Source organism: Pseudomonas sp. H3_C08 (assembly GCF_054669455.1).
Genome location: NZ_CP162803.1, coordinates 6,332,193 through 6,354,722 on the forward strand (window position 1 = coordinate 6,332,193; position 22,530 = coordinate 6,354,722).

General features: G+C 58.4%; 27 protein-coding genes. 14 read left to right on the forward strand and 13 right to left on the reverse strand.

The annotated features are described in order from the left end of the window. Positions 1-31: 31 nt before the first annotated feature. On the reverse strand, positions 32-358 hold the full coding sequence (locus tag AB4N74_RS28680; protein WP_320335777.1) for a DUF3565 domain-containing protein: 327 nt from the start codon (positions 356-358) through the stop codon (positions 32-34). Here AB4N74_RS28680 and AB4N74_RS28685 point away from each other — a divergent pair. The 3 genes from AB4N74_RS28685 (at position 327) to AB4N74_RS28695 (ending at position 2,688) form a co-directional block, all read left to right on the forward strand. After that, complete coding sequence (locus AB4N74_RS28685; protein WP_008085027.1) at positions 327-812, forward strand: FKBP-type peptidyl-prolyl cis-trans isomerase; 486 nt, start codon at positions 327-329, stop codon at positions 810-812. The two genes, AB4N74_RS28680 and AB4N74_RS28685, sit on opposite strands and share 32 nt — an antisense overlap. 123 nt (positions 813-935) lie before the next feature. Next, complete coding sequence (locus AB4N74_RS28690) at positions 936-1,418, forward strand: glutathione peroxidase (protein WP_093436016.1); 483 nt, start codon at positions 936-938, stop codon at positions 1,416-1,418. A gap of 166 nt (positions 1,419-1,584) precedes the next feature. Then, positions 1,585-2,688 carry an NADH:flavin oxidoreductase gene (locus AB4N74_RS28695; RefSeq protein ID WP_093436019.1) on the forward strand — a complete coding sequence of 368 codons (1,104 nt, stop codon included), beginning with the start codon at positions 1,585-1,587 and terminating at the stop codon, positions 2,686-2,688. Positions 2,689-2,824: 136 nt separating this feature from the next. Here AB4N74_RS28695 and AB4N74_RS28700 read toward each other — a convergent pair whose 3' ends face one another. Further along, complete coding sequence (locus tag AB4N74_RS28700) at positions 2,825-4,024, reverse strand: glycosyltransferase family 4 protein (protein WP_093436022.1); 1,200 nt, start codon at positions 4,022-4,024, stop codon at positions 2,825-2,827. A gap of 116 nt (positions 4,025-4,140) precedes the next feature. Here AB4N74_RS28700 and AB4N74_RS28705 point away from each other — a divergent pair, with 116 nt between their 5' ends. Continuing rightward, positions 4,141-4,716 carry a hypothetical protein gene (locus tag AB4N74_RS28705; protein ID WP_414926663.1) on the forward strand — a complete coding sequence of 192 codons (576 nt, stop codon included), beginning with the start codon at positions 4,141-4,143 and terminating at the stop codon, positions 4,714-4,716. Between the two features lie 27 nt (positions 4,717-4,743). Here the strand turns inward: AB4N74_RS28705 and cysZ are convergent, their stop codons facing one another. Further along, a complete protein-coding gene (gene cysZ / locus AB4N74_RS28710; RefSeq protein ID WP_064119384.1) occupies positions 4,744-5,499 on the reverse strand; it encodes a sulfate transporter CysZ in 756 nt (251 codons plus the stop codon). 311 nt (positions 5,500-5,810) lie between these two features. Here cysZ and trxB point away from each other — a divergent pair, with 311 nt between their 5' ends. Continuing rightward, positions 5,811-6,773 (forward strand): thioredoxin-disulfide reductase, encoded by a 963-nt coding sequence (gene trxB / locus AB4N74_RS28715; protein ID WP_007912350.1) that lies wholly within the window; start codon positions 5,811-5,813, stop codon positions 6,771-6,773. A 187-nt stretch (positions 6,774-6,960) separates the two neighbouring features. Here trxB and AB4N74_RS28720 read toward each other — a convergent pair whose 3' ends face one another. From AB4N74_RS28720 to AB4N74_RS28745, 6 genes are all read right to left on the reverse strand, one after another. After that, entirely contained in the window at positions 6,961-7,299 is a 339-nt protein-coding gene (locus tag AB4N74_RS28720) for a HopJ type III effector protein (protein ID WP_093436028.1), read from the reverse strand. Beyond that, positions 7,292-7,588: a DUF1244 domain-containing protein gene (locus AB4N74_RS28725; protein ID WP_093436032.1), complete on the reverse strand. Its 297-nt coding sequence runs from the start codon at positions 7,586-7,588 to the stop codon at positions 7,292-7,294. Before AB4N74_RS28725 ends, AB4N74_RS28720 begins: the two co-directional genes overlap by 8 nt. A 96-nt stretch (positions 7,589-7,684) precedes the next feature. After that, complete coding sequence (gene folX, locus AB4N74_RS28730; protein ID WP_093436035.1) at positions 7,685-8,056, reverse strand: dihydroneopterin triphosphate 2'-epimerase; 372 nt, start codon at positions 8,054-8,056, stop codon at positions 7,685-7,687. Further along, positions 8,057-8,617 carry a GTP cyclohydrolase I FolE gene (folE, locus tag AB4N74_RS28735; RefSeq protein ID WP_093436038.1) on the reverse strand — a complete coding sequence of 187 codons (561 nt, stop codon included), beginning with the start codon at positions 8,615-8,617 and terminating at the stop codon, positions 8,057-8,059. A 21-nt stretch (positions 8,618-8,638) separates the two neighbouring features. Continuing rightward, on the reverse strand, positions 8,639-9,349 hold the full coding sequence (gene folM / locus AB4N74_RS28740; RefSeq protein ID WP_460097917.1) for a dihydromonapterin reductase: 711 nt from the start codon (positions 9,347-9,349) through the stop codon (positions 8,639-8,641). Positions 9,350-9,482: 133 nt separating this feature from the next. Then, entirely contained in the window at positions 9,483-10,049 is a 567-nt protein-coding gene (locus tag AB4N74_RS28745) for an antibiotic biosynthesis monooxygenase (RefSeq protein WP_093436046.1), read from the reverse strand. Between the two features lie 214 nt (positions 10,050-10,263). On the opposite strand from AB4N74_RS28745, the gene AB4N74_RS28750 reads away from it, so the two are divergent. Next, complete coding sequence (locus AB4N74_RS28750; protein ID WP_320335772.1) at positions 10,264-11,223, forward strand: MerR family transcriptional regulator; 960 nt, start codon at positions 10,264-10,266, stop codon at positions 11,221-11,223. Positions 11,224-11,226: 3 nt separating this feature from the next. Here the strand turns inward: AB4N74_RS28750 and AB4N74_RS28755 are convergent, their stop codons facing one another. After that, positions 11,227-11,832 (reverse strand): hypothetical protein, encoded by a 606-nt coding sequence (locus tag AB4N74_RS28755; protein WP_016987019.1) that lies wholly within the window; start codon positions 11,830-11,832, stop codon positions 11,227-11,229. A gap of 54 nt (positions 11,833-11,886) precedes the next feature. After that, positions 11,887-12,363, reverse strand: a complete 477-nt coding sequence (locus AB4N74_RS28760) for a PAS domain-containing protein (RefSeq protein ID WP_095049774.1) — start codon at positions 12,361-12,363, stop codon at positions 11,887-11,889. A gap of 153 nt (positions 12,364-12,516) precedes the next feature. Between AB4N74_RS28760 and AB4N74_RS28765 the strand changes: the two genes are divergently transcribed. Continuing rightward, positions 12,517-12,972 (forward strand): flavodoxin, encoded by a 456-nt coding sequence (locus tag AB4N74_RS28765; protein ID WP_093436056.1) that lies wholly within the window; start codon positions 12,517-12,519, stop codon positions 12,970-12,972. Here the strand turns inward: AB4N74_RS28765 and AB4N74_RS28770 are convergent. Next, positions 12,962-13,849 carry a LysR family transcriptional regulator gene (locus tag AB4N74_RS28770; RefSeq protein ID WP_186625403.1) on the reverse strand — a complete coding sequence of 296 codons (888 nt, stop codon included), beginning with the start codon at positions 13,847-13,849 and terminating at the stop codon, positions 12,962-12,964. The two genes, AB4N74_RS28765 and AB4N74_RS28770, sit on opposite strands and share 11 nt — an antisense overlap. 95 nt (positions 13,850-13,944) lie before the next feature. On the opposite strand from AB4N74_RS28770, the gene AB4N74_RS28775 reads away from it, so the two are divergent. The 5 genes from AB4N74_RS28775 to AB4N74_RS28795 all read left to right on the forward strand — a co-directional run bounded on the left by AB4N74_RS28775 (position 13,945) and on the right by AB4N74_RS28795 (position 17,936). Continuing rightward, entirely contained in the window at positions 13,945-14,331 is a 387-nt protein-coding gene (locus tag AB4N74_RS28775; protein WP_095049777.1) for a CidA/LrgA family protein, read from the forward strand. Beyond that, a complete protein-coding gene (locus tag AB4N74_RS28780; protein ID WP_093436067.1) occupies positions 14,321-15,007 on the forward strand; it encodes an LrgB family protein in 687 nt (228 codons plus the stop codon). Before AB4N74_RS28775 ends, AB4N74_RS28780 begins: the two co-directional genes overlap by 11 nt. Positions 15,008-15,138: 131 nt before the next feature. Beyond that, positions 15,139-15,921 (forward strand): class II aldolase/adducin family protein, encoded by a 783-nt coding sequence (locus tag AB4N74_RS28785; RefSeq protein ID WP_093436071.1) that lies wholly within the window; start codon positions 15,139-15,141, stop codon positions 15,919-15,921. Next, positions 15,921-16,823 carry an alpha/beta fold hydrolase gene (locus AB4N74_RS28790; protein ID WP_099758022.1) on the forward strand — a complete coding sequence of 301 codons (903 nt, stop codon included), beginning with the start codon at positions 15,921-15,923 and terminating at the stop codon, positions 16,821-16,823. The genes AB4N74_RS28785 and AB4N74_RS28790 overlap by 1 nt, the downstream gene beginning before the upstream one ends. 201 nt (positions 16,824-17,024) lie before the next feature. Next, a complete protein-coding gene (locus AB4N74_RS28795) occupies positions 17,025-17,936 on the forward strand; it encodes an SDR family oxidoreductase (protein WP_099758023.1) in 912 nt (303 codons plus the stop codon). A 48-nt stretch (positions 17,937-17,984) separates the two neighbouring features. On the opposite strand, the gene AB4N74_RS28800 is transcribed toward AB4N74_RS28795, so the two are convergent. Then, positions 17,985-18,608, reverse strand: a complete 624-nt coding sequence (locus AB4N74_RS28800) for a hypothetical protein (protein ID WP_225919964.1) — start codon at positions 18,606-18,608, stop codon at positions 17,985-17,987. A 669-nt stretch (positions 18,609-19,277) separates the two neighbouring features. Here AB4N74_RS28800 and AB4N74_RS28805 point away from each other — a divergent pair. Together AB4N74_RS28805 and AB4N74_RS28810 are read left to right on the forward strand one after the other, a co-directional pair. Next, positions 19,278-21,071: a DUF1302 domain-containing protein gene (locus AB4N74_RS28805; RefSeq protein WP_093436084.1), complete on the forward strand. Its 1,794-nt coding sequence runs from the start codon at positions 19,278-19,280 to the stop codon at positions 21,069-21,071. A gap of 23 nt (positions 21,072-21,094) precedes the next feature. Continuing rightward, entirely contained in the window at positions 21,095-22,462 is a 1,368-nt protein-coding gene (locus AB4N74_RS28810; RefSeq protein ID WP_093436089.1) for a DUF1329 domain-containing protein, read from the forward strand. Positions 22,463-22,530 lie beyond the last annotated feature (68 nt).

Consider the following 22,530-nt stretch of genomic DNA (forward strand, 5'->3'; position numbering starts at 1 on the left):
CGATCGCCTATAGCTGACGACCTACCGAAATTCAGTCGCCAAGGTTATCGCTAACCGAGCCTTGTGCGCACCAACCGCAGGCAAAGGGTTGGCCTATTTTTTCAATACGTTGCGCCGGGTCCAGCACCCAGGCGCGCGATTGCCAGGGCGGCTGATGGCGCAGGTGCTGGGTGTGGCCACAGGAAAGCTCGACGACCCAGTGACCGTCCTCGTCCTGATGAAAGGCTGCGATCGTCGAAACCCGTTTGTCCGGGTTGTGTTCGCTTTCGCGCGATTGCTTCGCTAAACTTGGCCTTTCTATATTCTTATGCAAAAGGTCTCGCCCCATGCTGATCGCCGCCAATAAGGCTGTCTCCATCGACTATACCCTGACCAACGACGCTGGTGAGGTCATCGACAGCTCCGCCGGCGGCGCTCCGCTGGTCTACCTGCAAGGCGCAGGCAACATCATCCCGGGCCTGGAAAAAGCTCTGGATGGCAAAGCTGTTGGTGACGAGCTGGAAGTTTCCGTTGAGCCGGAAGACGCTTACGGCGAATACGCCGCTGAGCTGGTCAGCACCCTGAGCCGCAGCATGTTCGAAGGCGTTGACGAGCTGGAAGTCGGCATGCAGTTCCACGCTTCGGCGCCGGACGGCCAGATGCAAATCGTCACCATCCGTGACCTCGACGGCGATGACGTGACCGTTGATGGCAACCACCCACTGGCCGGTCAGCGCCTGAACTTCAAAGTGAAGATCGTTGACATCCGTGATGCCAGCCAGGAAGAAATCGCTCATGGCCACGTCCATGGCGAAGGTGGCCATCACCACTGATTTTCTGCGCTAAGCTTCGAGTACTGGAGAGGCGCCTGCGGGCGCCTTTTTAGTCCGCGGCTGTCCTTGGTGACCTCGCCAAGTGGCTGTTTCGAGTAGAACACGGGAATCTTGGAGTTCGTCATGAGTGCTTTTCACGACCTTAAGTTGACAGCCCTGGATGGTCAGGAGCTACCGCTGGCGCCGTTCAAGGGCCAAGTCGTGCTGGTGGTCAACGTCGCCTCCAAATGCGGCTTGACCCCACAGTACGCGGCGCTGGAAAACCTCTATCAGCAATACAAAGGCAAAGGTTTCAGCGTGCTGGGCCTGCCGTGCAACCAGTTTGCCGGCCAGGAACCAGGCAGCGAAAAGGAAATTCAGGATTTCTGCAGCCTCAACTATGGCGTGACATTCCCGTTGTCGAGCAAGCTCGAAGTCAACGGTCATGATCGTCACCAGCTCTACCGTCTGCTGGCGGGCGAGGGGGCGGAGTTTCCTGGGGACATCACCTGGAATTTCGAGAAGTTTCTGCTCGGCAAGGACGGCCGGGTGCTGGCCCGGTTCTCGCCGCGCACGGCGCCGGATGATCCGACCATTGTGCATGCGATTGAAAAAGCGCTGAGCTGAAACAGCAAGATCAAAAGATCGCAGCCTTCGGCAGCTCTTAAAGGGCCTGCCGGTGCTGCGATCTTTTCGTTTCTGATCCTTGATCATTCAAATCAATAGTGCTGTTCAAAGCCTTTGACTGTCCATATTATCGCCGTCATAAAGTCATTCCCTGTGGAGCCTTCCAATGCCGGTTCAAGCCCTGTTCAAACCGTTCCAACTCGGTGCCCTCGAACTGCCGACCCGCGTGGTCATGGCGCCGATGACTCGCTCCTTTTCCCCGGGCGGCGTGCCTAATTCGAAAGTCATTGAGTACTACCGTCGTCGCGCGGCCGCCGGCGTTGGCCTGATCATCACCGAAGGCACTACCGTCGGCCACATTGCCTCCAATGGCTATCCGAACGTACCGCAGTTCTTTGGCGACGCGCCATTGGCCGGCTGGAAGAAGGTCGTCGATGCGGTTCACGCCGAAGGGGGCAAGATCGTTCCGCAACTGTGGCATGTGGGCAGCGTGCGTCGCATCGGCACCGAGCCGGACGCCAGCGTGCCGGGTTACGGTCCGTCGGAAAAAATCAAGGACGGTCAGGTCGTGGTGCACGGCATGACTAAACAAGACATTCAGGATGTGATCGCAGCCTTCGCCCAAGCGGCCAAAGATGCACAGAGCATCGGCATGGACGGCGTGGAAATCCACGGCGCCCACGGTTACCTGATCGACCAGTTTTTCTGGGAGGGCAGCAACCAGCGCACCGACGAATACGGTGGCAGCCTGGCCAACCGTTCGCGTTTCGCCATTGAATTGATTCAAGCCGTGCGTGCGGCGGTCGGTGAAGGCTTCCCGATCATCTTCCGTTTCTCGCAATGGAAACAGCAGGACTACACGGCGCGTCTGGTGCAAACCCCGCAAGCGCTGGGCGAATTCCTCAAGCCGCTGTCTGACGCTGGCGTGGATATTTTCCACTGCTCGACGCGCCGCTTCTGGGAGCCGGAATTTGACGGTTCCGAGCTGAACCTGGCCGGCTGGACCCGCAAACTCACCGGCAAGCCGACCATCACCGTTGGCAGTGTTGGCCTTGATGGCGAGTTCCTGCAATTCATGGTCAACACCGACAAGGTCGCACAACCGGCCAGTCTGGAGAATCTGCTGGAGCGTCTGAATAAAGAGGAGTTCGATCTGGTGGCGGTGGGGCGTGCGTTGCTGGTCGATCCGGATTGGGCGCAGAAAGTCCGCGAAGGGCGTGAACAGGATATTTTGCCGTTCAGCCGTGAGGCGTTGATGACGCTGGTTTAAGCGGCGCTCTCACTGACCCCTTCGCGAGCAAGCTCGCTCCCACAGGTTTCTCTGCTGTTCACAAAATTTGTGTTCACTGGAGATCCCCTGTGGGAGCGAGCTTGCTCGCGAAGGCGGTTCTAACGTCAGCAGAGAATCAGGGCAATGTCTGCGCATTCGGCACCACTTGCTCCCCTACACAAGCCCCGCGCAAATGCTTTTCAAACTGCTCGATAACCGCCGGCCAGCCCTGGCGACTCGCATGCTGCCGCGCATTCAGGCGCACGCAGCGCAACCTCTCATCCTCTTCCAGCAACCATGCCGCCGCCTCGCAAAAGGCTGGCTCATCACCAGGCATCGCCAGCACGCCGTTGTAGCCATGGCGAATATGCTGCGCCGCCGCAGCCTGATCGTAAGCCACCACACCCAGCCCGGATGCCAGCGCCTCCAGCACCACATTACCGAAGGTTTCGGTCAGACTCGGAAATAGAAACAAATCACCAGACGCATAGTGCGCCGCCAACGCTTCACCGCGTTGCGCGCCGCAGAAAATCGCCTCGGGCACATCCTTTTCCAGCGCTAGCCGCTGCGGCCCGTCGCCGACGACGATCAGTTTCAGATTGCGCTGTGGATAAGTGTCGCGCAGTTTTTCGAAGCAGCGTTTTAGCAGGCCAAGGTTCTTCTCCGGCGCGAGTCGTCCTACGTGAATCACTGCAATGTCCTGCTCGGACAGGCCCCATTGCTCACGCAAGGCGTTCAGCCGTTTGCTCGGATGAAACAACTGGCTGTCGACCCCGCGCGACAACAGCGCCAAGCGCTCGAAATGCCGCCGTTCCAGTTCCAGGCGCTGGCTGACGCTCGGCACCAGCGTCATGGCCGAGCGATTGTGAAACCAGCGCAGATAATGCGTGAGCATCCGCGTCAGCAGACCGAGCCCGTATTGGCTGGTGTATTGCTGAAAATTGGTGTGAAAACCGCTGACCACCGATATCCCCAAACGGCGCGCCGCACGCAGCGCCGACAACCCGAGCGGGCCTTCCGTGGCGATGTACAACACGTCGGGACGCTGGCGCTTCCAGCGCCGCAGCAGTTTGTGCATCGACGACTGACCCCATTGCAGCCCCGGATATCCCGGCAACGGCCAGCCCCTACACAGTAGCAGCGCGTCATCTTCACTGCGCTGCGGATCACCGGCCTGACGCGGCCGCACCAGTTCAACCTGATGCCCACGCGCGCGCAGTCCATCGCACAAGCGGCCAAGGGTATTGGCCACGCCGTTGATTTCCGGTGGGAAGGTTTCGCTGATCAGAGTGATATGTAGAGCTGTCGTCATGACCCCAGTGTCGACTGAGGCCATGTCGTCATTGTGTCGAGTTGATGATGGATTGATGACAGCCACTGGCCCCGCTGGGCTCAATATTTTCGCCAGTCGGTCGTTAGCCTTGATTGAACGTTTGAACCAAGGAAATGGCTATGGCGGAAAATGTCTACGCTTCCCCTGAGGCGAATCTGTTGAACGAAGATGTGCAGGCTGCGGGATTTTACGTGGTTGCCAGATGGAAATTCATTCTGCTGTCGGTGCTCAGTTTTGGCCTGTATTTCTATTATTGGTCGTACAAAAACTGGAGCCTGTACAAGCAGCGGACGCAGGAAGAGCTGTGGCCAGTGGCGCGCGGTATCTTCTATATATTTTTCGTGCACAGGCTGTATCGTCATGCAGACAAGACGATTCACGACAGCGGTCGAAAATCCAGCTGGGATCTTGAGCAGTGGGCAACGGTGTTTGTGGTATTGACGTTGCTTGCAGTGGTGCTCGATAAACTATCGAGCCATTTCGAAGGCTTGTTGTACCTGAGTTTGTTTGCTATGGCACTGCTGCCACTCAGAGCTTATGTCGCCAGTGAAGGCCAGCAACTGATCAACCTGGCCGCCAACGATCCGCAAGGTTTGGGCAACAACCGCCTGAATGCCTGGAATTTTTTGATCATCGTTCCAGGCATCGCCCTGTGGGCATTGGTGCTGATCGGGACGTGGAGCTTTTTCCACTGAGGCAGCGGCAAAACCACAGCGTCTGGCTCAGGCCTTTTCCTGAGCCAGCACCTCGGCACCGCGCTCACGCACCCAGAACAACGTCGCCCCGGCCACCGCCGCCGGCATCATCAGGATGTTGACCACCGGAATCAGCAGCACCAGATAGACGATCCCGCCAAAGCTCATGCTCTGCCAGCGCTTTTGCCGCAACCAGGCAAGCATTTCGTTCCAGCCCAGTTTGTGGTTATCCGCCGGGTAGTCGATGTACTGGATCGCCATCATCCACACGCCGAATAACAGCCACAGCGGTGCAGCAACGATATTCACCACCGGGATGAACGAGAGAATGAACAGTCCGATCGCCCGTGGCAGGAAGTAGCCGAGTTTGCGCATTTCCCGGGCCAAGGTGCGCGGGACCATCGCGATCAGTTCGCCCCAGCTGAACGCCGGGAAGTCATCAGTGCCGCGTACCACCACTTCGACTTTTTCCGCGAGGAAGCCGTTGAACGGTGCGGCGATTACGTTGGCCAGCATAGTGAAAGTAAAGAACACCATCAGCGCCACTAGCACTACAAACAGTGGCCAGAGGATGTAACTGAGGAAGCTCAGCCATTCGGGCAGCGATGGCATCAGCGTATCGACCCATAGACTGAACTGGTGGCCGGCCAGATAAATCAATCCGACGAACAGCACCAGGTTGATCGCCAGCGGCAACAACACGAACAGGCGCAGGCCGGGGCTGAGAACCAGTTTGAGGCCTTCGCGCAGGTATTGCGGGCCGGACAGAACAGGGGCGGGCATAAGGTGCTCCGAGCAAGGGAAAACGCGCCGACCTTACCGACTTTGCAACGACGGCGAAAGCACGGTAGAGCGATCGACATTCACTGTAACAAAGACGTCCATCTCGTCAGTGTGTCGGCATAGAGACCACCTATGAGCTGGATTGTTAAACCGTATTTCCTTAATCTTGCCCCCCTCGATACGCTGCACCCAACTTTTTACAGGACTGTCGAGCTCAAGCCTTCCCCAAGGTTTTCCACGGTCCTTTTTTATTCCCGCCGGCAGTCCGGCGATCCGTGCCAGTTTTTCGGCCCGGTCAACAGGAGCAGGTCATGTCTGAAGTCCGTCATTCGCGAGTGATTATTCTCGGTTCCGGCCCAGCCGGTTACAGCGCTGCGGTATACGCGGCCCGCGCCAACCTCAAGCCACTGCTGATCACCGGCATGCAGGCTGGCGGTCAACTGACCACCACTACTGAAGTCGACAACTGGCCGGGCGATGTGCACGGTCTGACCGGTCCAGCCCTGATGGAGCGGATGCGCGAGCACGCCGAGCGTTTTGAAACCGAGATCGTTTTCGATCACATCAACGCCGTGGACTTTGCTGCCAAGCCGTACACCCTGACCGGCGACAGCGCGACCTACACCTGCGACGCCCTGATCATCGCCACCGGCGCCAGCGCGCGCTATCTGGGCCTGCCGTCGGAAGAAGCGTTCATGGGCAAAGGCGTTTCGGCCTGCGCGACCTGCGACGGTTTCTTCTACCGCAACAAGCCTGTTGCAGTGGTCGGCGGCGGCAACACCGCTGTTGAAGAAGCACTGTACCTGGCCAACATCGCCAGCACCGTGACCCTGATCCACCGTCGCGAAACCTTCCGCGCCGAGAAGATCCTGATCGACAAGCTCAACGCTCGCGTCGCAGAAGGCAAGATCATCCTCAAGTTGAACGCCAACCTCGACGAAGTGCTGGGCGACAACATGGGCGTGACCGGTGCGCGTCTGAAGAACAACGATGGCAGCTTCGACGAAATCACCGTCGACGGCGTGTTCATCGCCATCGGCCACACCCCGAACACCTCGCTGTTCGAAGGCCAGTTGACCCTCAAAGACGGTTATCTGGTAGTGCACGGCGGCCGTGAAGGCAATGCTACGGCGACCAGCGTCGAAGGCATCTTCGCTGCCGGTGACGTGGCTGACCACGTTTACCGCCAGGCGATCACCTCGGCCGGCGCTGGCTGCATGGCGGCACTGGATACCGAGCGTTACCTGGACGGTCTGCAGAACGCTTCGTTCTAAATCGCAGACATAAAAAAACCGGCCAGATTGGCCGGTTTTTTTGTGCCCGAGAATCACAGTCACCACAGATCAAATGTGGGAGCGAGCCTGCTCGCGAATGCGGTGTATCCGTCGACATCAATGTTGAATGTCAGTCCGTATTCGCGAGCAGGCTCGCTCCCACAGGGATTTTGTGTGGATAGAGGAATCAGCGGCGGGTCAGGGGTTGAGCGGTGAATTTGACGCCGGCCAGACCGTGCTGGATCAACGCACGGATATTGCCGTGATCACTGCCCTCAGGCGTCGCCACTACCGAGCGGTAATGCTCGCCGAACGCCAGCAGCGCGTCTTCATCGCTCAGGCCTTCCAGCAGTGCCAGACCCAGGGTCTTGCAAGAACCTTCGTTCTGCCCGGCGGCGTTTTCCACGCCACCGTTGTTGAACGCCTGCGGCTGATAGTCGTAACCGGCGGCGATGAAGGCCAGCGTGTCGGCGAAAGCGTGTTCGCCGCTCTTGAGGCTGGCGCGCAGGGTGTTCAGATCACTCATGGGTTTTTCCTTTGGCGAACGCGGCTTGTTGCTCGGCGTTGGCTTCTTGCTGAAATTGGGCTTTCCACTCGGCGTACGGCATGCCGTAAACCACTTCGCGGGCGTCGTCGAGGCTGATCTCGATCTGGCGCTCGTCGGCTTCGGCCTTGTACCACTTCGACAGGCAGTTGCGGCAGAACCCGGCAAGGTTCATCAGATCGATGTTCTGCACGTCCTTGCGGCTGTCCAGGTGGGCGACCAGCCGGCGGAAGGCGGCAGCTTCGAGTTCGAGGCGTTGTTGCTCGTTCATGGGAGTCTCTGCGAGACAGCTTCAAGCGACGAGCTTCAAGCTGCAAAATGGGTGGCGGTGATACGAAGTTTACAGCTTGCCGCTTGAAGCTTGAAGCTAGCGGTTCGCTGCAAGCGTGATTGACACCGACTCGGCAAAACGCAGCGCGTGCGGCTTGTCGACTTCGACTTCGGCATACAGCACTGAACCGTTGCTCATCACCAGGTCGAGCAATTCCTGCGTCAGGCGTTCGAGCAGCGCAAAGCGGTTGCCCTCGACGTGGGCGATGATCGCTTTGGTGATCGTGCGGTAATTCAGCGCGTGGTCGATATCATTGTCACGCACCGCTTCCTGCGCGGCGTACAGAATGGTCAGGTTGATCAGCACATCCTGCTTGTTGAGGATTTCGTCCTCGTTGATCCCGATAAAGGTGCGCAAGCGCAGATCCTTGACCCGGATGCGCGCCATTCCCGGCTGAAGTTGTGGCATTTACTTGCTCCGTCCAATCAATTGCAGGAACTCCTGGCGGGTGTTGCTCGACTCGCGGAACGCGCCGAGCATGACCGAGGTGTTCATGGTCGAATTCTGTTTCTCGACACCGCGCATCATCATGCACATGTGTCTGGCCTCAATGACGACCGCGACGCCGGCGGCATCGGTGACCTGTTGCACCGCATCGGCAATTTGCCGGGTGAGGTTTTCCTGAATCTGCAGGCGTCGGGCGAACATGTCCACCAGTCGCGCGATTTTCGACAGACCCAGCACCTTGCCCGTCGGAATATAAGCCACATGGGCCTTGCCGATGAAGGGCAGCAAGTGATGTTCGCACAAAGAGTACAACTCGATGTCGGCGACGATGATCATCTCGTCACTGTCCGAGGCAAACAGCGCGCCGTTGACGATCTCATCGACGCTTTGCTCGTAACCGTGACACAGGTATTGCATGGCCTTGGCCGCGCGCACCGGGGTGTCTTGCAGTCCTTCGCGGTCGGGATCTTCACCGAGGCCAATGAGGATTTCGCGGTAATTCTCGGGCAGTGAGCGGGTCATGGGCAGCCTCGCAGGCAGGTGTTATTTGACGTGCCTTCCGCCGTTGACGGTCAGGGTCGTACCGGTGACATAAGGGTTGTCGAGCAGATAGCGCAGGCTCTGGTAGATCACTTCGCTGCCGGGTTCGATGCCCAGCGCGGACTTGGCCAGTGCCTTGGCGCGGTACGCCGCGTCGTCGTCGGGATTGAACAATAGCAGGGCCGGGGCGATGCCGTTGACCTTGATGGTCGGCGCATAGCGGGCGGCGAAGGACAGGGTCAGGCTGTCGAGCCCGGCTTTGCTGGCGCAATAGCCAATGTGCTTGCTGCTGCCCTTGCGGGTGACATCGTCGCTGATATGAATGATGTCGGCGGGCGTAGAGTGCTTTAGCAGTTCACTGCAGTGCAGGTTGATCAGGTACGGTGCGAGCATGTGCAGATTGAACATGCGCGTGAAGGCTTCGGCTTCGCTGCCCGGGGTTTCGGCCAGCCACTCGGAGGCGTTGTGCACGATGGCGCGCAAGCTGTCGGTGTGGGTTTTCAGTTCGGCGATGAAAGCGAGAATCGCGGCTTCGCTGGAAAAGTCGGCGAACAGGCCGAGGGCGCCCAGATCGCGCAGCGTTTGCACGCCGGGGCGTTCGCTGCGGTAAGTGAAGATGACGCGATAGCCATCCTCGAGCAGCCGCTGCGCACAATGCAGGCCGACACGCTGGCCGGCACCGGTGATGAGGATCGGGGCTGAGGAATCAGGCATGAACGGCTCGCATCGCGGTTGGAGCAAAAACTATAACAGCGACGAGCCTGAAAAGATCGCAGCCTGCGACAGCACCTACCCTGGTCTGTGTTCAGTCCAGCAGGAGCTGTCGAGTGCAACGAGGCTGCGATCTTTAATGTTTCTGAGGTGTCGCCGAAACAGGCAGTCGTACCGGCGTACTGTTCAGCCAGTTCGCCAGCAATCGGGTCGACAATGGAATAAAGAAGTAAACCATCAACGGCGTCAGGCACGCCGTGCTGATCAACATACGCGGCAACAGGCTCAGTTCTGCGAGCAACGGGCCGAGGACAAAGTTGAACAGCAGTGACACCGGAAAGAACGCCAGCCAGATCGCGACGGCCTGTTTCCACCGTGGAGGACGTTGCCCGGCAGCGCCGAACCAGCCTTCGATGCCACTGACTCGATGTTCTTTCGGGTGGGCAAACAGGTCGCTGCCACGGCTCAGCCACGCGGTACGTGAAACCGAATGTTCCCACGCATGCAACGTCTGCTCATCGACAAAGCGGAAGATGATCTGGAATTCGTTATCGCCGGGCGGCGGAGCGAGCACGCCAGAGCCCAGGTAACCGGGGAAATCAGTGGCCAGTTGTTCGCCTTCGCGCAGCCAGGCGATCAAGTCCTGATAACGGCCATCAGCGACGCGACGGGCAACCATCAGCGTGACAGGGGAAGTAGACATTATGTATCTCCGTATTTCATTTGCGTCGCTCCGGGTAGGAGTTTCGCCTGACGCAGGGCCGGGGTAGAGGCCTGCGTTTTTCAACAAGCAAGGATTATTCCGGTTTTTCCCGATTAAACCAGCGACTTTCGTCGCATTTCTGCACTTGATCGCAATCGGGGCATAAGCGTTAGAATGGGATCCAAATCTCTCCGACATGGAAGTTGAACAGCCTATGCCTGTCATCACGGACGCAAAGCCTGCTGCGCAGACATCTTCTGCGCTCGAGCGCGAGGATCTGTTCCCTATCCGTGAGGTCGCACGCCTGACAGGTGTAAACCCGGTGACCTTGCGCGCGTGGGAGCGGCGCTATGGTCTGATTCAGCCGACACGCACCGAAAGTGGGCATCGGCTCTATTCGATGACCGATATCGAGCGCGTGCGCAGCATCGTCGACTGGATTGATCGCGGTGTCGCCGTGAGCAAGGTCGGCAAGATCCTCGCCAAGACCGAACCGATGAAAGTATTGGCGCACATCATCCCGGATGACTTGGTGCAGGCGGATTACCTGCAATGGCAGGAGCAGATCCAGCAGGCGGTCAGTGCGTTCGACGACCAGCAACTGGACCGCGTCTATGGGCAGATTTTCTCTTCATACTCATTGCCGGTGGTGTTTCAGGACATCCTCATGCCTTTGTGGCTGCAATTGTTGCAGCGCCAGGAGGCTTTCGGGCAAACCAGCGAGTGGTTGTTCTTCGATGGATTCCTGCGGGCGCGGGTATTGCAGCGGATCGTCATGCTGCGTGGTACGCAACCGCGCCGAGTGATCGTCAGCGCGCTGGCCGGGCAATGTCGAGAGCTGGAGTTGTTGGTGGCGGCGCTGTTTCTCAGCGACAGCAATTCCGGTGTTCGGGTGCTGACCACAGGTCAGCCATTCGATGAGCTGACGTTGGTTTGCGAAAAGATCAAACCTGATGCACTCGTGCTGTTTTCCAATCACGCGCCCAGCGCCGAATTGCCTCGGCGTTTGAATCGGTTGGCATTGAGTCTCGATTGTCAGTTGATGCTGGCGGGCGACGCTTCAGATCTGGCACAGGACAGCTTGGCCGGATCCTCTGTTGCTTGCCTGGGCAATGAAGGCGCGAACATGCGTCAGCGCATGCTGCAGTTTCTGGCCGGCAATCTGGATACCTGAAACTCAGGTGTGAAGGGCAGGATGCGTCAGGCGATGTTGCTGCAGGATGAACTGGCGCAGACGCTCGGTTTCATCGGTGTCGGTCTGGCTCAGTTCGTAGGCGTAGAAACCGCTCTCGGTTTCCCGTTCGAAATTGCCGCGCAATGAAATCCGCTCGTAACCCGAAGGGCTGAACCACAGCGCGAAATGCTTGGGCGGTTTGGTCTTGTTGCGCACTTCCAGCAGCACACCTTTGTGCGAAACCTCGTGGACCCACAACGTGCCCGGCTGACCTTTGGCGTTTTCCAGAGCTACCGGCTCTTCGAGAGTCAAACGCCATGGCCGCACCATCGGGCCGTCTTCGTAAATACTCGGTACGCCGAGACGCAGGTGCAACGCGTGAAACTCGTCTTCGACCAGATGCAACGGGAAGGTCATTTGCTGATTTTCGAAGTTGGCCTGAATGGTCACTTGCTCGTGAGCGGCCAGGCGCGTGAGCAAATCACGGATTTGCGAACCGCCGTTAACCAGCAGACTCGACGTCGCATCCCGCACGTTCAGTTGCGGGTTGTGCTGCATGGTCTGGATGAAATCCAGCTCATCCTGAGTGAGGAGGGCGTCGCGCTGCATGGCTAACTCGAAAGGTATAGTTACAAAGTCATTGGTGATTGTAGTTAATGACACTTAGTTCGCGATTTTGTTTTGACCGTTTGTCGCTTTCAATGCAGCCAGTTCTGCTTTGAGGGCAACGACCTCAGCTTCCAGTTGAATCACGCGCTGTTGTGCCTTGACCTGAACGGTGACGTCCTTCTGCACGCCAACGAAATACGTCTGCCCGTCTTCGACGTTTTTCACCGTTGAAATCGACAGTTCATTCCAGAACGGCGTACCGTCCTTGCGATAGTTACGCAGGATTTCCCGGCACGAGCCGCCGTTATCCAGCGTCTCGCGAATCAGTTTCAGGCTGTCCTGATCGCGGTCTCCAGACTGCAGAAAGCGGCAGTCCTGATAGAGGATTTCCTCACTGGTGTAGCCGGTCAGTCGTTCAAAGGCCGGGTTCACATAGATCAGGATATCGTTCTGTTCACCTTCTTTCTCCGCGACCACTATCCCGTCATTCGACGCATTGATCACCATTTGCAGCAGGCTGGCGTTGATCATCTTTGAATCCTTTCAGAGTTGTCAGTGGCAGGCATTCTAGAAGAACCGCACGGCCTGTCTACTGGCCATTACCGCCAATTGAGATCCAGTCGCAGCTTTGCGCTTGAGACTGTTACTATCGCGGCTCTTTTTTTCAGTTTCAGGATCAGATTGATGAAAGTCGCCATCCTCTCCGGTTCGGTCTACGGCACCGCCGAAGAAGTCGCCCGTCACGCCCAGAACCTGTTGAAAGCCGCTGGCTTTGAAACCTTCCACAACTCGCGCGCCAGCCTGGCCGACATCCAGGCGTTCGGCCCTGAAGCATTGCTTGCGGTGACCTCGACCACCGGCATGGGCGAATTGCCCGACAACCTGCAACCGCTGTACTCAGCGATTCGCGACCAGTTGCCCGCCGCACTGCTCGGTTTGCCGGGCGCAGTGATTGCCTTGGGCGACGCCAGTTACGGCGACACTTTCTGCGGCGGTGGCGAGCAAATGCGTGAACTGTTCGGCGAGCTCGGTGTGCGCGAAGTGCAAGAGATGCTGCGCATCGACGCCAGCGAAAGCGTCACCCCGGAAACCGACGCCGAGCCTTGGCTGGCGCAGTTGATCGACACGCTCAAGGGCTGATTCCACGCTCGCGCAACAGCGCCAGCCATGCCTGCGCCGCTTTTGACAGATACGCGCCGCGACGCCAGATGAAGGCGATGTCCCAACGCAGATAATCCGGCGCGCGCAAGGTCAGGCGCACCACGCCTGGCCGCACCAGACCGCGTGCAACCACGCTGGGCAGCAGCACCACGCCTTGCCCGGCGGCCACCAGCGCCGCAAGGAAATCCGCCTGACCGCTGCGCCCGCCTTCCTTCGGCGTAAAGCCCAGTTGCTGGCACGCCTGCAGCAAGCGGTCGTTGAGCACGAAGCTGCGCTGATAGAGCAGAAAGGGCGTCTCGGCCAATTCCTCCAGACCGATTTCACCTCGATCGGCCAGTGGATGATCTACCGGTAGCAGGGCGTCGAGTTGCTCATCGCAAAACGGCTGACAGTCGAATTGCGGATCCTTTGGCAACAGACTGCCGCCCAATTCCAGTTCACCGCTCAGCACAGCCTGCTCGATATTGCGGCTACCGCCCTCGAGCAACTGAATGCTGATATTCGGGTAACGTCGCCGGTATTCGGCAAACAGCCCAGCGAACAGCGCGTCACTGCCCAGCAGCGGCAGACCGAGACGCAACTCTCCGCGTGCCAAATGACTCAGGTCGTCCAGTTCCGCGAGCAGTTCGTTGCGCAAGCGCAGCATGCCTTCGGCCCGTTGCAGCACCACGCTGCCAGCGGCCGTCAGGCGCAATTGCGAACCCAGCCGCTCCAGCAAAGGCGTGCCGAGACTTTGTTCCAGTTGCGCGATCTGTTTGCTCACCGCTGACTGGCTGATGTGCAGGGTTTTTGCGGCTTGGGTAAAACCGCCTTGATGCATGACTTCGACAAAGCTGCGCAGTTGTTTGAATTCCATTGTCCGATTCCATTTTGGAATGGTATTGAGTCTAACAATTCGCTTCGGGGATGGCAGGGCGCTTCGTAAAATAAGCGCCTGTCTGGAGCAAAATCATGAACGCCGTCCCGCTCAAACATCTGTCTCGTCTTCTCGCTGAACTCGCTGTATTGCTCGGCCTCTACTTGCTCGGCTGCCAACTCGCGGTCTGGCTGGCGTGGCCGATTCCTGGCGGTGTGATCGGTATGGCGCTGTTGCTGCTGGCCTTCGCCTTTGGCTGGATAAAACCCGCCGCCCTGCAATTGGGCGCAGGGTTGCTGATGGCCGAGATGTTGTTGTTCTTCATTCCGGCGCTGATGAGCCTGCTCGACTATGGCGCACTGTTGCGCAATGACGGCTGGCGAATCCTGTTGGTGATCGCCGCCAGTACATTGATGGTCATGCTGGTGACGGCTTTCACCGTAGAACTTGCCGTGCGCATGAGGCGTTCCCATGAAGCTTGAATGGATGCCGATGTTCTGGCTGGCCTTCACCCTGTTGGCGTATCTGTTCAGCCGCTGGTTGTATCGGCGCACCGGGCGCTACGTCTTGTCACCACTGATTCTGGTGCCGGCGTTGCTGCTGGCGCTCGCCGTGCCCCTGCACACTGCCTATGCCGAATATTCCAGCAACACCCACTGGCTGATGCTGGTGCTCGGTCCCGTCACCGTGGCTTTTGCCGTGCCGATCTGGCAGCAACGCCGTTTGTTGATGCGGCACTGGTCGGCGCTGTTGTTGGGCATGGTTGCCGGCAGTGCGGCGTCGATCGGCACTTCATTCGGGCTGGCCAGGGCGCTGGCGCTCGACAGCTCGGTGACGCTGTCACTGGTGCCGCGTTCGATCACCACACCGTTCGCCATGCCGCTGGCGCAGGATCTCGGCGGCGTGCCGGAGTTGACCGCGGTATTCGTGATGTTCACCGGAGTGTTCGGGGCGATGCTCGGTGGCGTGTTGTTGAAGTGGTTGCCGTTGCGCAGTGCTCTGGCGCGCGGTGCGCTTTTCGGGGTTGGCGCGCATGGTGCCGGTGTCAGTCGGGCCCATGAAGTGGGCGGCGAAGAAGGCTCTGTCGCCGGGCTGGTGATGGTCTTGACCGGGTTGCTCAATCTGTTTGCCGCGCCTTTGTTGGCGTCGTGGCTTTGACATGGATCCAAGGAGTTTGCCTGGCTGACCCGCTCAGTCATCAAGCTGGCTGGCAATGCAACTACGCAATGCTCTGCGCCTGACTAGACTGCTCGTACGTGCAGAACAATAAGAACGCAGAGGTGCATACAGTGAGCGTAGCCCCCGTCCAATCGTCCCTTAATGTCAAAGACCAGGTCAGTGCCGCAGAGTGGCAGACCCGTGTCGATCTCGCCGCTTGTTATCGTCTGGTCGCGCTGCATGGCTGGGACGATCTGATCTTCACCCATATTTCCGCCAAGGTGCCTGGCACCGAAGATTTCCTGATCAACCCGTTTGGTCTGATGTTTCATGAGATCACTGCGTCGAGCCTGGTGAAAGTCGATCAGGCCGGCAACAAACTCATGGACAGCCCTTACGAAATCAACCCCGCCGGCTACACCATCCACAGCGCCGTGCACGAAGTGCGGCACGATGTGGTTTGCGTGCTGCATACCCACACCGCCTCCGGTGTCGCGGTGTCGGCGCAAAAGCAGGGTGTGTTGCCGATCAGCCAGCAGTCGCTGTTCGTGCTTTCGAGCCTGGCTTATCACGGCTACGAAGGCGTGGCGCTGAACCATGAAGAGAAGGCGCGCCTGCAAGCCGATCTTGGCGAAAACAATTTCCTGATGCTGCACAACCACGGTCTGCTGACCTGTGGCGGCACCATCGCCGACACTTTTCTGATGATGTTCACCTTCCAGCGCGCCTGCGACATTCAGGTCATGGCGCAAACCGGTGGCGCTGAACTCATCGCCATCGAACCGCAAATCCTGGCAGGCGCCAAAGCGATGATCGCCGGTGTCACCAAAAGTGCTCAAGGCATGGGTGGCGCGCTGGCCTGGCCAGCGTTGCTGCGCAAACTCGATAAACAAGACCCCGGATATAAACTCTAATGCCTCTTGCCGAGATTCCTCTGTGTGTCTGGCGTAAACGCAGCCAGACGTTTGTCTTTCGTGGCCAGCCGATTCGCTACTGGACGGCCGGGCAGGGTGAGCCGCTGCTGCTGATCCACGGTTTTCCGACCGCCAGTTGGGATTGGCATTATCTGTGGCAGCCGCTGGCCCAGCGATATCGGGTGATTGCCTGCGACATGCTCGGCTTTGGCGATTCGGCCAAACCGCTCAATCACACCTACAGCCTTTTGGAGCAGGCTGACCTGCAGCAGGCATTGCTCGCGCATCTGCAGGTCGGGCAACCGGTTCACTTGCTTGCTCACGACTACGGCGACAGCGTTGCCCAGGAACTGCTCGCCAGGCACTACGAAGACAAGATCGAGATCGCCAGTTGTGTGTTCCTCAACGGCGGGTTGTTTCCGGAAACCCATCGTCCGGTGCTGATGCAGAAACTGCTGCTCAGCCCGTTGGGCTGGATGATCGGTCGGGCGTTTACCCGTGATGCTCTGGTGAAAAGCTTCCGGCAGATCTTCGGTCCGCAAACCCGGCCGAGCGAAAGCGAACTGGACGACTTCTGGAGCCTGGTCGACAGCAATCGCGGGCCACGGATCATGCACAAATTGATCAGCTACATTCCCGAGCGTCGAGTGCAGCGTGATCGTTGGGTGAGCGCGATGCAGCGTGGCGAGATTCCGTTACGGGTGATCGATGGCGAAGTCGATCCGATTTCCGGGGCGCACATGGTCGAGCGTTACCGTGAATTGATCCCCGACGCCGACACGGTGTTGCTGCCAGGCATCGGCCACTATCCACAGACCGAGGCGCCGGTGCAGGTGCTCAAGCATTATCTGGAGTTTCGCGATCGTTTTGTGCTGCCACCGCGCAAAGTCGCCTGCTCCTGAAAGATCAAAAGATCGCAGCCTGCGGCAGCGCCTACACAAATTCAATGTAGGCGCTGCCGCAGGCTGCGATCTTTTGATCTTTTGACGCCTTCATCATCCCCCAACCTTATCGCGCACCATTCAGCCTCAGCCGTATTCGTTGTGACCCAAAGCCCTGTGCCTGACACTCGGACTCAATACTGGCCTGCTGGAGTTGCTGCGATGAATGAGTCTGTGCGTTTCGAAGATAAAGTTGTCATCGTCACCGGAGCCGGTGGTGGCCTCGGACGCGCCCACGCATTGTTGTTTGCCAAACAGGGCGCCAAAGTGCTGGTCAACGACCTCGGCGGCTCGACCCAGGGCGAGGGGGCTAATGCTTCCGCTGCCGACCGCGTCGTCGCCGAAATCCGCGAGGCTGGCGGCATTGCCGAAGCCAACCACGACTCGGTCACCGACGGCGACAAACTGGTGCAAAACGCCCTTGATGTCTTCGGTCGCGTCGACGTCGTGGTGAACAACGCCGGGATCCTGCGCGACAAGACCTTCCACAAAATGGACGACGCCGACTGGGATCTGGTTTACCGCGTCCACGTCGAAGGCGCCTACAAAGTCACCCGCGCCGCGTGGCCACATATGCGCGAGCAAAACTACGGCCGGGTAATCTTCACCGCCTCGACCTCAGGCATCTACGGCAACTTCGGCCAGTCCAACTACGGCATGGCCAAACTGGGTCTTTACGGTTTGACCCGTACGCTGGCCATCGAGGGTCGCAAGAACAACATCCTCGTCAACGCGATCGCGCCTACCGGCGGCACCCGCATGACCGAAGGCTTGATCCCGCCGCAAGTATTCGAGCAATTGAAGCCAGAACTGGTCAGCCCGTTGGTGGTGTATCTGGCCAGTGAGCAATGCCAGGAAACGTCAGGGCTGTTCGAAGTCGGTGGCGGCTGGATGGGCAAGGTGCGTTGGGAGCGCAGCCTCGGTGCCGGGTTTGATCCGCGGGTGGGCTTCTCGCCGGAAGATGTCGCGGCGCACTGGCAGCAGATTTGTGATTTCGAAGGGGCGGCGCATCCGAAGGACAATATTGAGGCGTTGAAGGAAATGATGGCGAATTTGCAGAAGTATTCGCTTTAAGAAACGTTTGAGCCTCGCTGCGTTCTGGATGCGGCGAGGCTCCTTCTATTACTCCTCGTACCGCTTATCAATCATGAATTCCGGGATTTCCCAGTTTGGACCCGGAATGGCAACAGCCGCATTACCCTCAGCCAGTACACCCTCACGAAATAATTCCTCGTATGTTCTCCACAATTCACCGCGCGCGATAACTTCAAAACGATAACGTCCGAACAGTGTGTCGATGGAGGGAAATGCCAAACCGATAGCCAAAACTGATAACAAATCTCTGAGATTTTCTTGCCTGACAGCTTGTTCGAGTTTGGCAGTCGAACTCTTGGATCTGCTGACGCATTCAAATGCTTCCAACTCTTGTTTTTTCGCCGCGTCGATGGCCTCTTCCGTATAGCGTAATGACTCATCGTCGCTCAGTTTGAAGTCTTCAAGTGTGGCCGTATGGAGGTTATTCCAAAGGGACGGATTACTTTTGGGAATGTAGTCGTCGGCGAATCCCATCGCTCTGAATCGCTCCATCATTCGAAGTGAATAGGCATAGAACCGTCGATCGGTATCGGTTATCTCGAGCTTGCGCTCCAGTATGGCGTCAAGACGCTTGATCATGATGAGGTTGGCTGCAGACCCTTTTCCTTCAATTTTTGTTTCGGCGCCCTCAACAAAACTTTGCTCCAACATTCGTTTTACTCACTGCGAATTTTTCGGTTTGCGGAGCAATTAACCTACATCAGCTTTCGAACGGAAATATCTGCATCAATCGTCAGTAATGACCTGCCTGGTTGTATGAATAATGTGGAAAGCGGTTTGATAGCTTGGCATTAAAAGACCAAAAGGATATTTCCTACAGCAATGGGGGGATCTTCCCGCTGATGCAGGTGATGTGAGTAAAACGGCGCCCATAAAAAAGGCCGCTGCAAACGCAGCGGCCAAGGTAAGACGTTGGATCAAGGAGCTACAAATCAACGTCAGTGAACACCGGGGCGATAAACCGAAGTCTTCGATTCATCTGAAATCTGTCAGCAATGGCCTGAGTCGCTCAAAGGCCAGTGCTGCGCGCTTTGCGGAGTGTCCCGTGAAAGCGCGTTCAGAATAAGGTGTTGACCACGTAGGAAAAATACCGATTCCGGACATGCACTGTTGCGGGGCACGTAACAGTCCCATGTGCTGATGTGCACCATGCGCGGCACTGATGATCTTCCATCCAGCCGATCCATGAACGGCGCAAAGCCCCGTCGTTAAAGGCTATTCATCCTTTCGAGCGACAACACGAATACCTCCTTGGTGCGCTTATCGACGCGGTTGCCCGGCAGTAGGGTGGGGCCTTCTGTCACTCACCGGGGAAGACGCATGACAAAAACAACAATGCGCGCCATCTTCACACCGCAGGCGCTGGCCGCCGCGGTGGCTTTGGGTTGCTGCGCCCAGGCGCACGCGGTTGCGTTCAACATTGGCGAGATCGAGGGCACCTTCGACTCGTCGCTGTCGATCGGTGCGAGCTGGGGCATGCGCGATGCCGACAAGTCGCTGGTCGGCACGGTCAATGGCGGGACCGGGCAATCCTCGACCGGTGATGACGGGCGTTTGAATTTCAAGAAGGGCGAGACCTTCTCGAAGATCTTCAAAGGTATTCACGATCTTGAACTCAAGTACGGCGACACCGGTGTCTTCGTGCGTGGCAAGTACTGGTATGACTTCGAACTGAAGGACGAAGACCGCGAGTTCAAGCCGATCAGCGACAGCGGACGCAAGGAAGGTGCGAAGTCCTCCGGCGCACAAATTCTCGATGCATTCGTCTATCACAACTATTCCATTGCCGATCTGCCGGGCACCGTGCGCGCGGGCAAGCAGGTCGTGAGCTGGGGCGAAAGTACCTTCATCGGTAACTCGATCAACAGCATCAACCCGATCGACGTTTCGGCGTTTCGTCGCCCCGGAGCGGAGATCAAGGAAGGCCTGATTCCGGTCAACATGCTGTTTGGCTCCCAAGGCCTGACCGATCAACTGACCGTCGAAGGGTTCTATCAACTGGAATGGGACCAGACCGTTCTCGACAACTGCGGCACCTTCTTCGGTGTCGATGTGGCGGCGGACGGTTGCAACAACGGCTACACCGTTGGCAACCCGGCAATCGCACCGTTTGTCCCGCTGACCCAGGCTTTTGGCCAAGGCATTCAGGTGACTCGCGAAGGCGTGGTGATCCCCCGTGGCGGCGACCGCGATGCGCGGGATTCCGGGCAGTGGGGCACGGCATTGCGCTGGCTCGGTGACGACACCGAATATGGCCTGTATTTCATGAACTACCACAGCCGCACGCCAACGGTTGGCACTACCACGGCTGGCCTGTCGACGCTGGCGGCATTGCCGGGCATGGTCGGGATCGCCAATGGCCTGGCACCCGGCAGCGGTTCCGGCCTGGCGCAGAGCGTGATGCTCGGGCGCGGTGGTTACTACCTTGAGTACCCGGAAGACATTCGCCTCTACGGCGCGAGTTTCTCCACCACATTGCCGACCGGCACGGCATGGACTGGCGAGATCAGCTACCGCCCGAATGCACCGGTACAGGTCAACACCAATGACCTGACGCTAGCGCTGCTCAATCCGATTGCCGGTGGCGCTGCTTCGCCGGTCGCCACCACCCCGGGGGCGGACAACAAAGGTTATCGGCGCAAGGAAGTCACGCAAATCCAGAGCACCCTCACGCACTTTTTCGATCAGGTGTTGGGCGCGGAACGCCTGACCGTGGTCGGCGAAGCTGCGGTGGTGCATGTCGGTGGCCTGGAGTCGCGCAGCGAGCTGCGTTATGGCCGCGACTCGGTATACGGCCAATACGGTTTCGGTGGTGATACCGACGGTTTCGTCACCTCGACCTCGTGGGGCTACCGTGCCCGGGCGATCCTCGATTACGCCAACGTGATCGGCGGGGTCAACTTCAAACCCAACCTGTCGTGGTCGCATGACGTCGCCGGTTATGGCCCCAACGGCCTGTTCAACGAAGGTGCGAAAGCGATCAGCGTCGGCGTCGATGCCGACTACCGCAACACCTATACCGCGAGCCTCAGTTACACCGACTTTTTCGGTGGCGACTACAACGTCCTCGAAGACCGTGACTTCGTCGCCCTGAGCTTCGGCGTGAACTTCTGATCTGCCCGAGAAGGATGAATGCAATGCACAAAATGATTCTGCAATGTGGTGTGCTGGCCCTGAGTCTGCTGGCGGCCAACGTGATGGCTGCGGTGTCGCCGGAGGAGGCCAACAAACTCGGCACCAGTCTGACGCCGCTCGGCGCCGAGAAGGCCGGCAATGCTGACGGTTCGATACCGGCATGGACCGGCGGCATCCCGAAAAACGCCGGGGCGGTGGACAGCAAAGGCTTCCTCGCCGACCCGTTTGCCAATGAAAAACCGCTGTTCACCATCACTGCTTCCAACGTCGACAAGTACAAGGACAAGCTCTCGGACGGACAGGTGGCGATGTTCAAACGCTACCCGGAAACCTACAAGATCCCGGTCTATCCGACTCACCGCACGGTCGCCGTGCCAGCGGAAATCTATGAGTCGGCCAAACGCAGCGCGCTCAATGTCACCAGCATTAACGATGGTAATGGCCTGGCCAATTTCACAGGCAACCGCTACTACGCCTTCCCGATTCCGAAGACTGGCGTTGAGGTGTTGTGGAACCACATCACCCGGTATCACGGCGGTAACCTGCGGCGCATCATCACCCAGGTGACCCCGCAGACCAACGGCAGCTACACGCCGATCCGCTTCGAAGAAGAGATCGCCGTGCCACAACTGATGAAGGATCTCGACCCGGAAAAAGCCGCCAACGTGCTGACTTTCTTCAAACAGTCGGTAACGGCGCCGGCACGTCTGGCCGGTAACGTGCTGCTGGTCCACGAAACCCTCGATCAGGTGAAGGAACCGCGTCTGGCGTGGATCTACAATGCCGGCCAGCGCCGCGTGCGTCGGGCGCCGCAAGTGGCCTATGACGGCCCGGGCACCGCCGCCGATGGCCTGCGCACGTCGGACAACTTCGACATGTTCTCCGGCGCTCCGGATCGCTACGACTGGAAACTGGTCGGCAAGAAGGAAATGTACATCCCGTACAACAGCTACAAACTCGATTCGCCGAAGCTCAAGTACGACGACATCGTCAAGGCCGGGCATATCAATCAGGACCTGACCCGCTACGAACTGCACCGCGTCTGGGAAGTGATCGGCACGGTCAAGCCGAGCGAGCGGCACATCTATGCCAAGCGTCACATGTACATCGATGAAGACAGCTGGCAAGTGGCGCTGGCGGACCACTACGACGGTCGCGGGCAACTGTGGCGTGTCGCCGAAGGTCACGCTCAGTATTACTACGATCACCAGGCGCAGGCCTACACACTGGAAGCGCTCTACGACATCATTGCCGGTCGCTACATTGCCCTTGGAATGAAGAACGAAGAGAAGCACAGTTTCGAGTTCGGCTTCGAAGCCAAGGCTGCCGACTACACGCCAGCGGCCTTGCGCGCAGAGGGCGTGCGGTAACGGTTGTGATACACAAGCGAGGCAAAAGGCGACCGCTCGGTCGCCTTTTTTATGGACACCAATCAGCG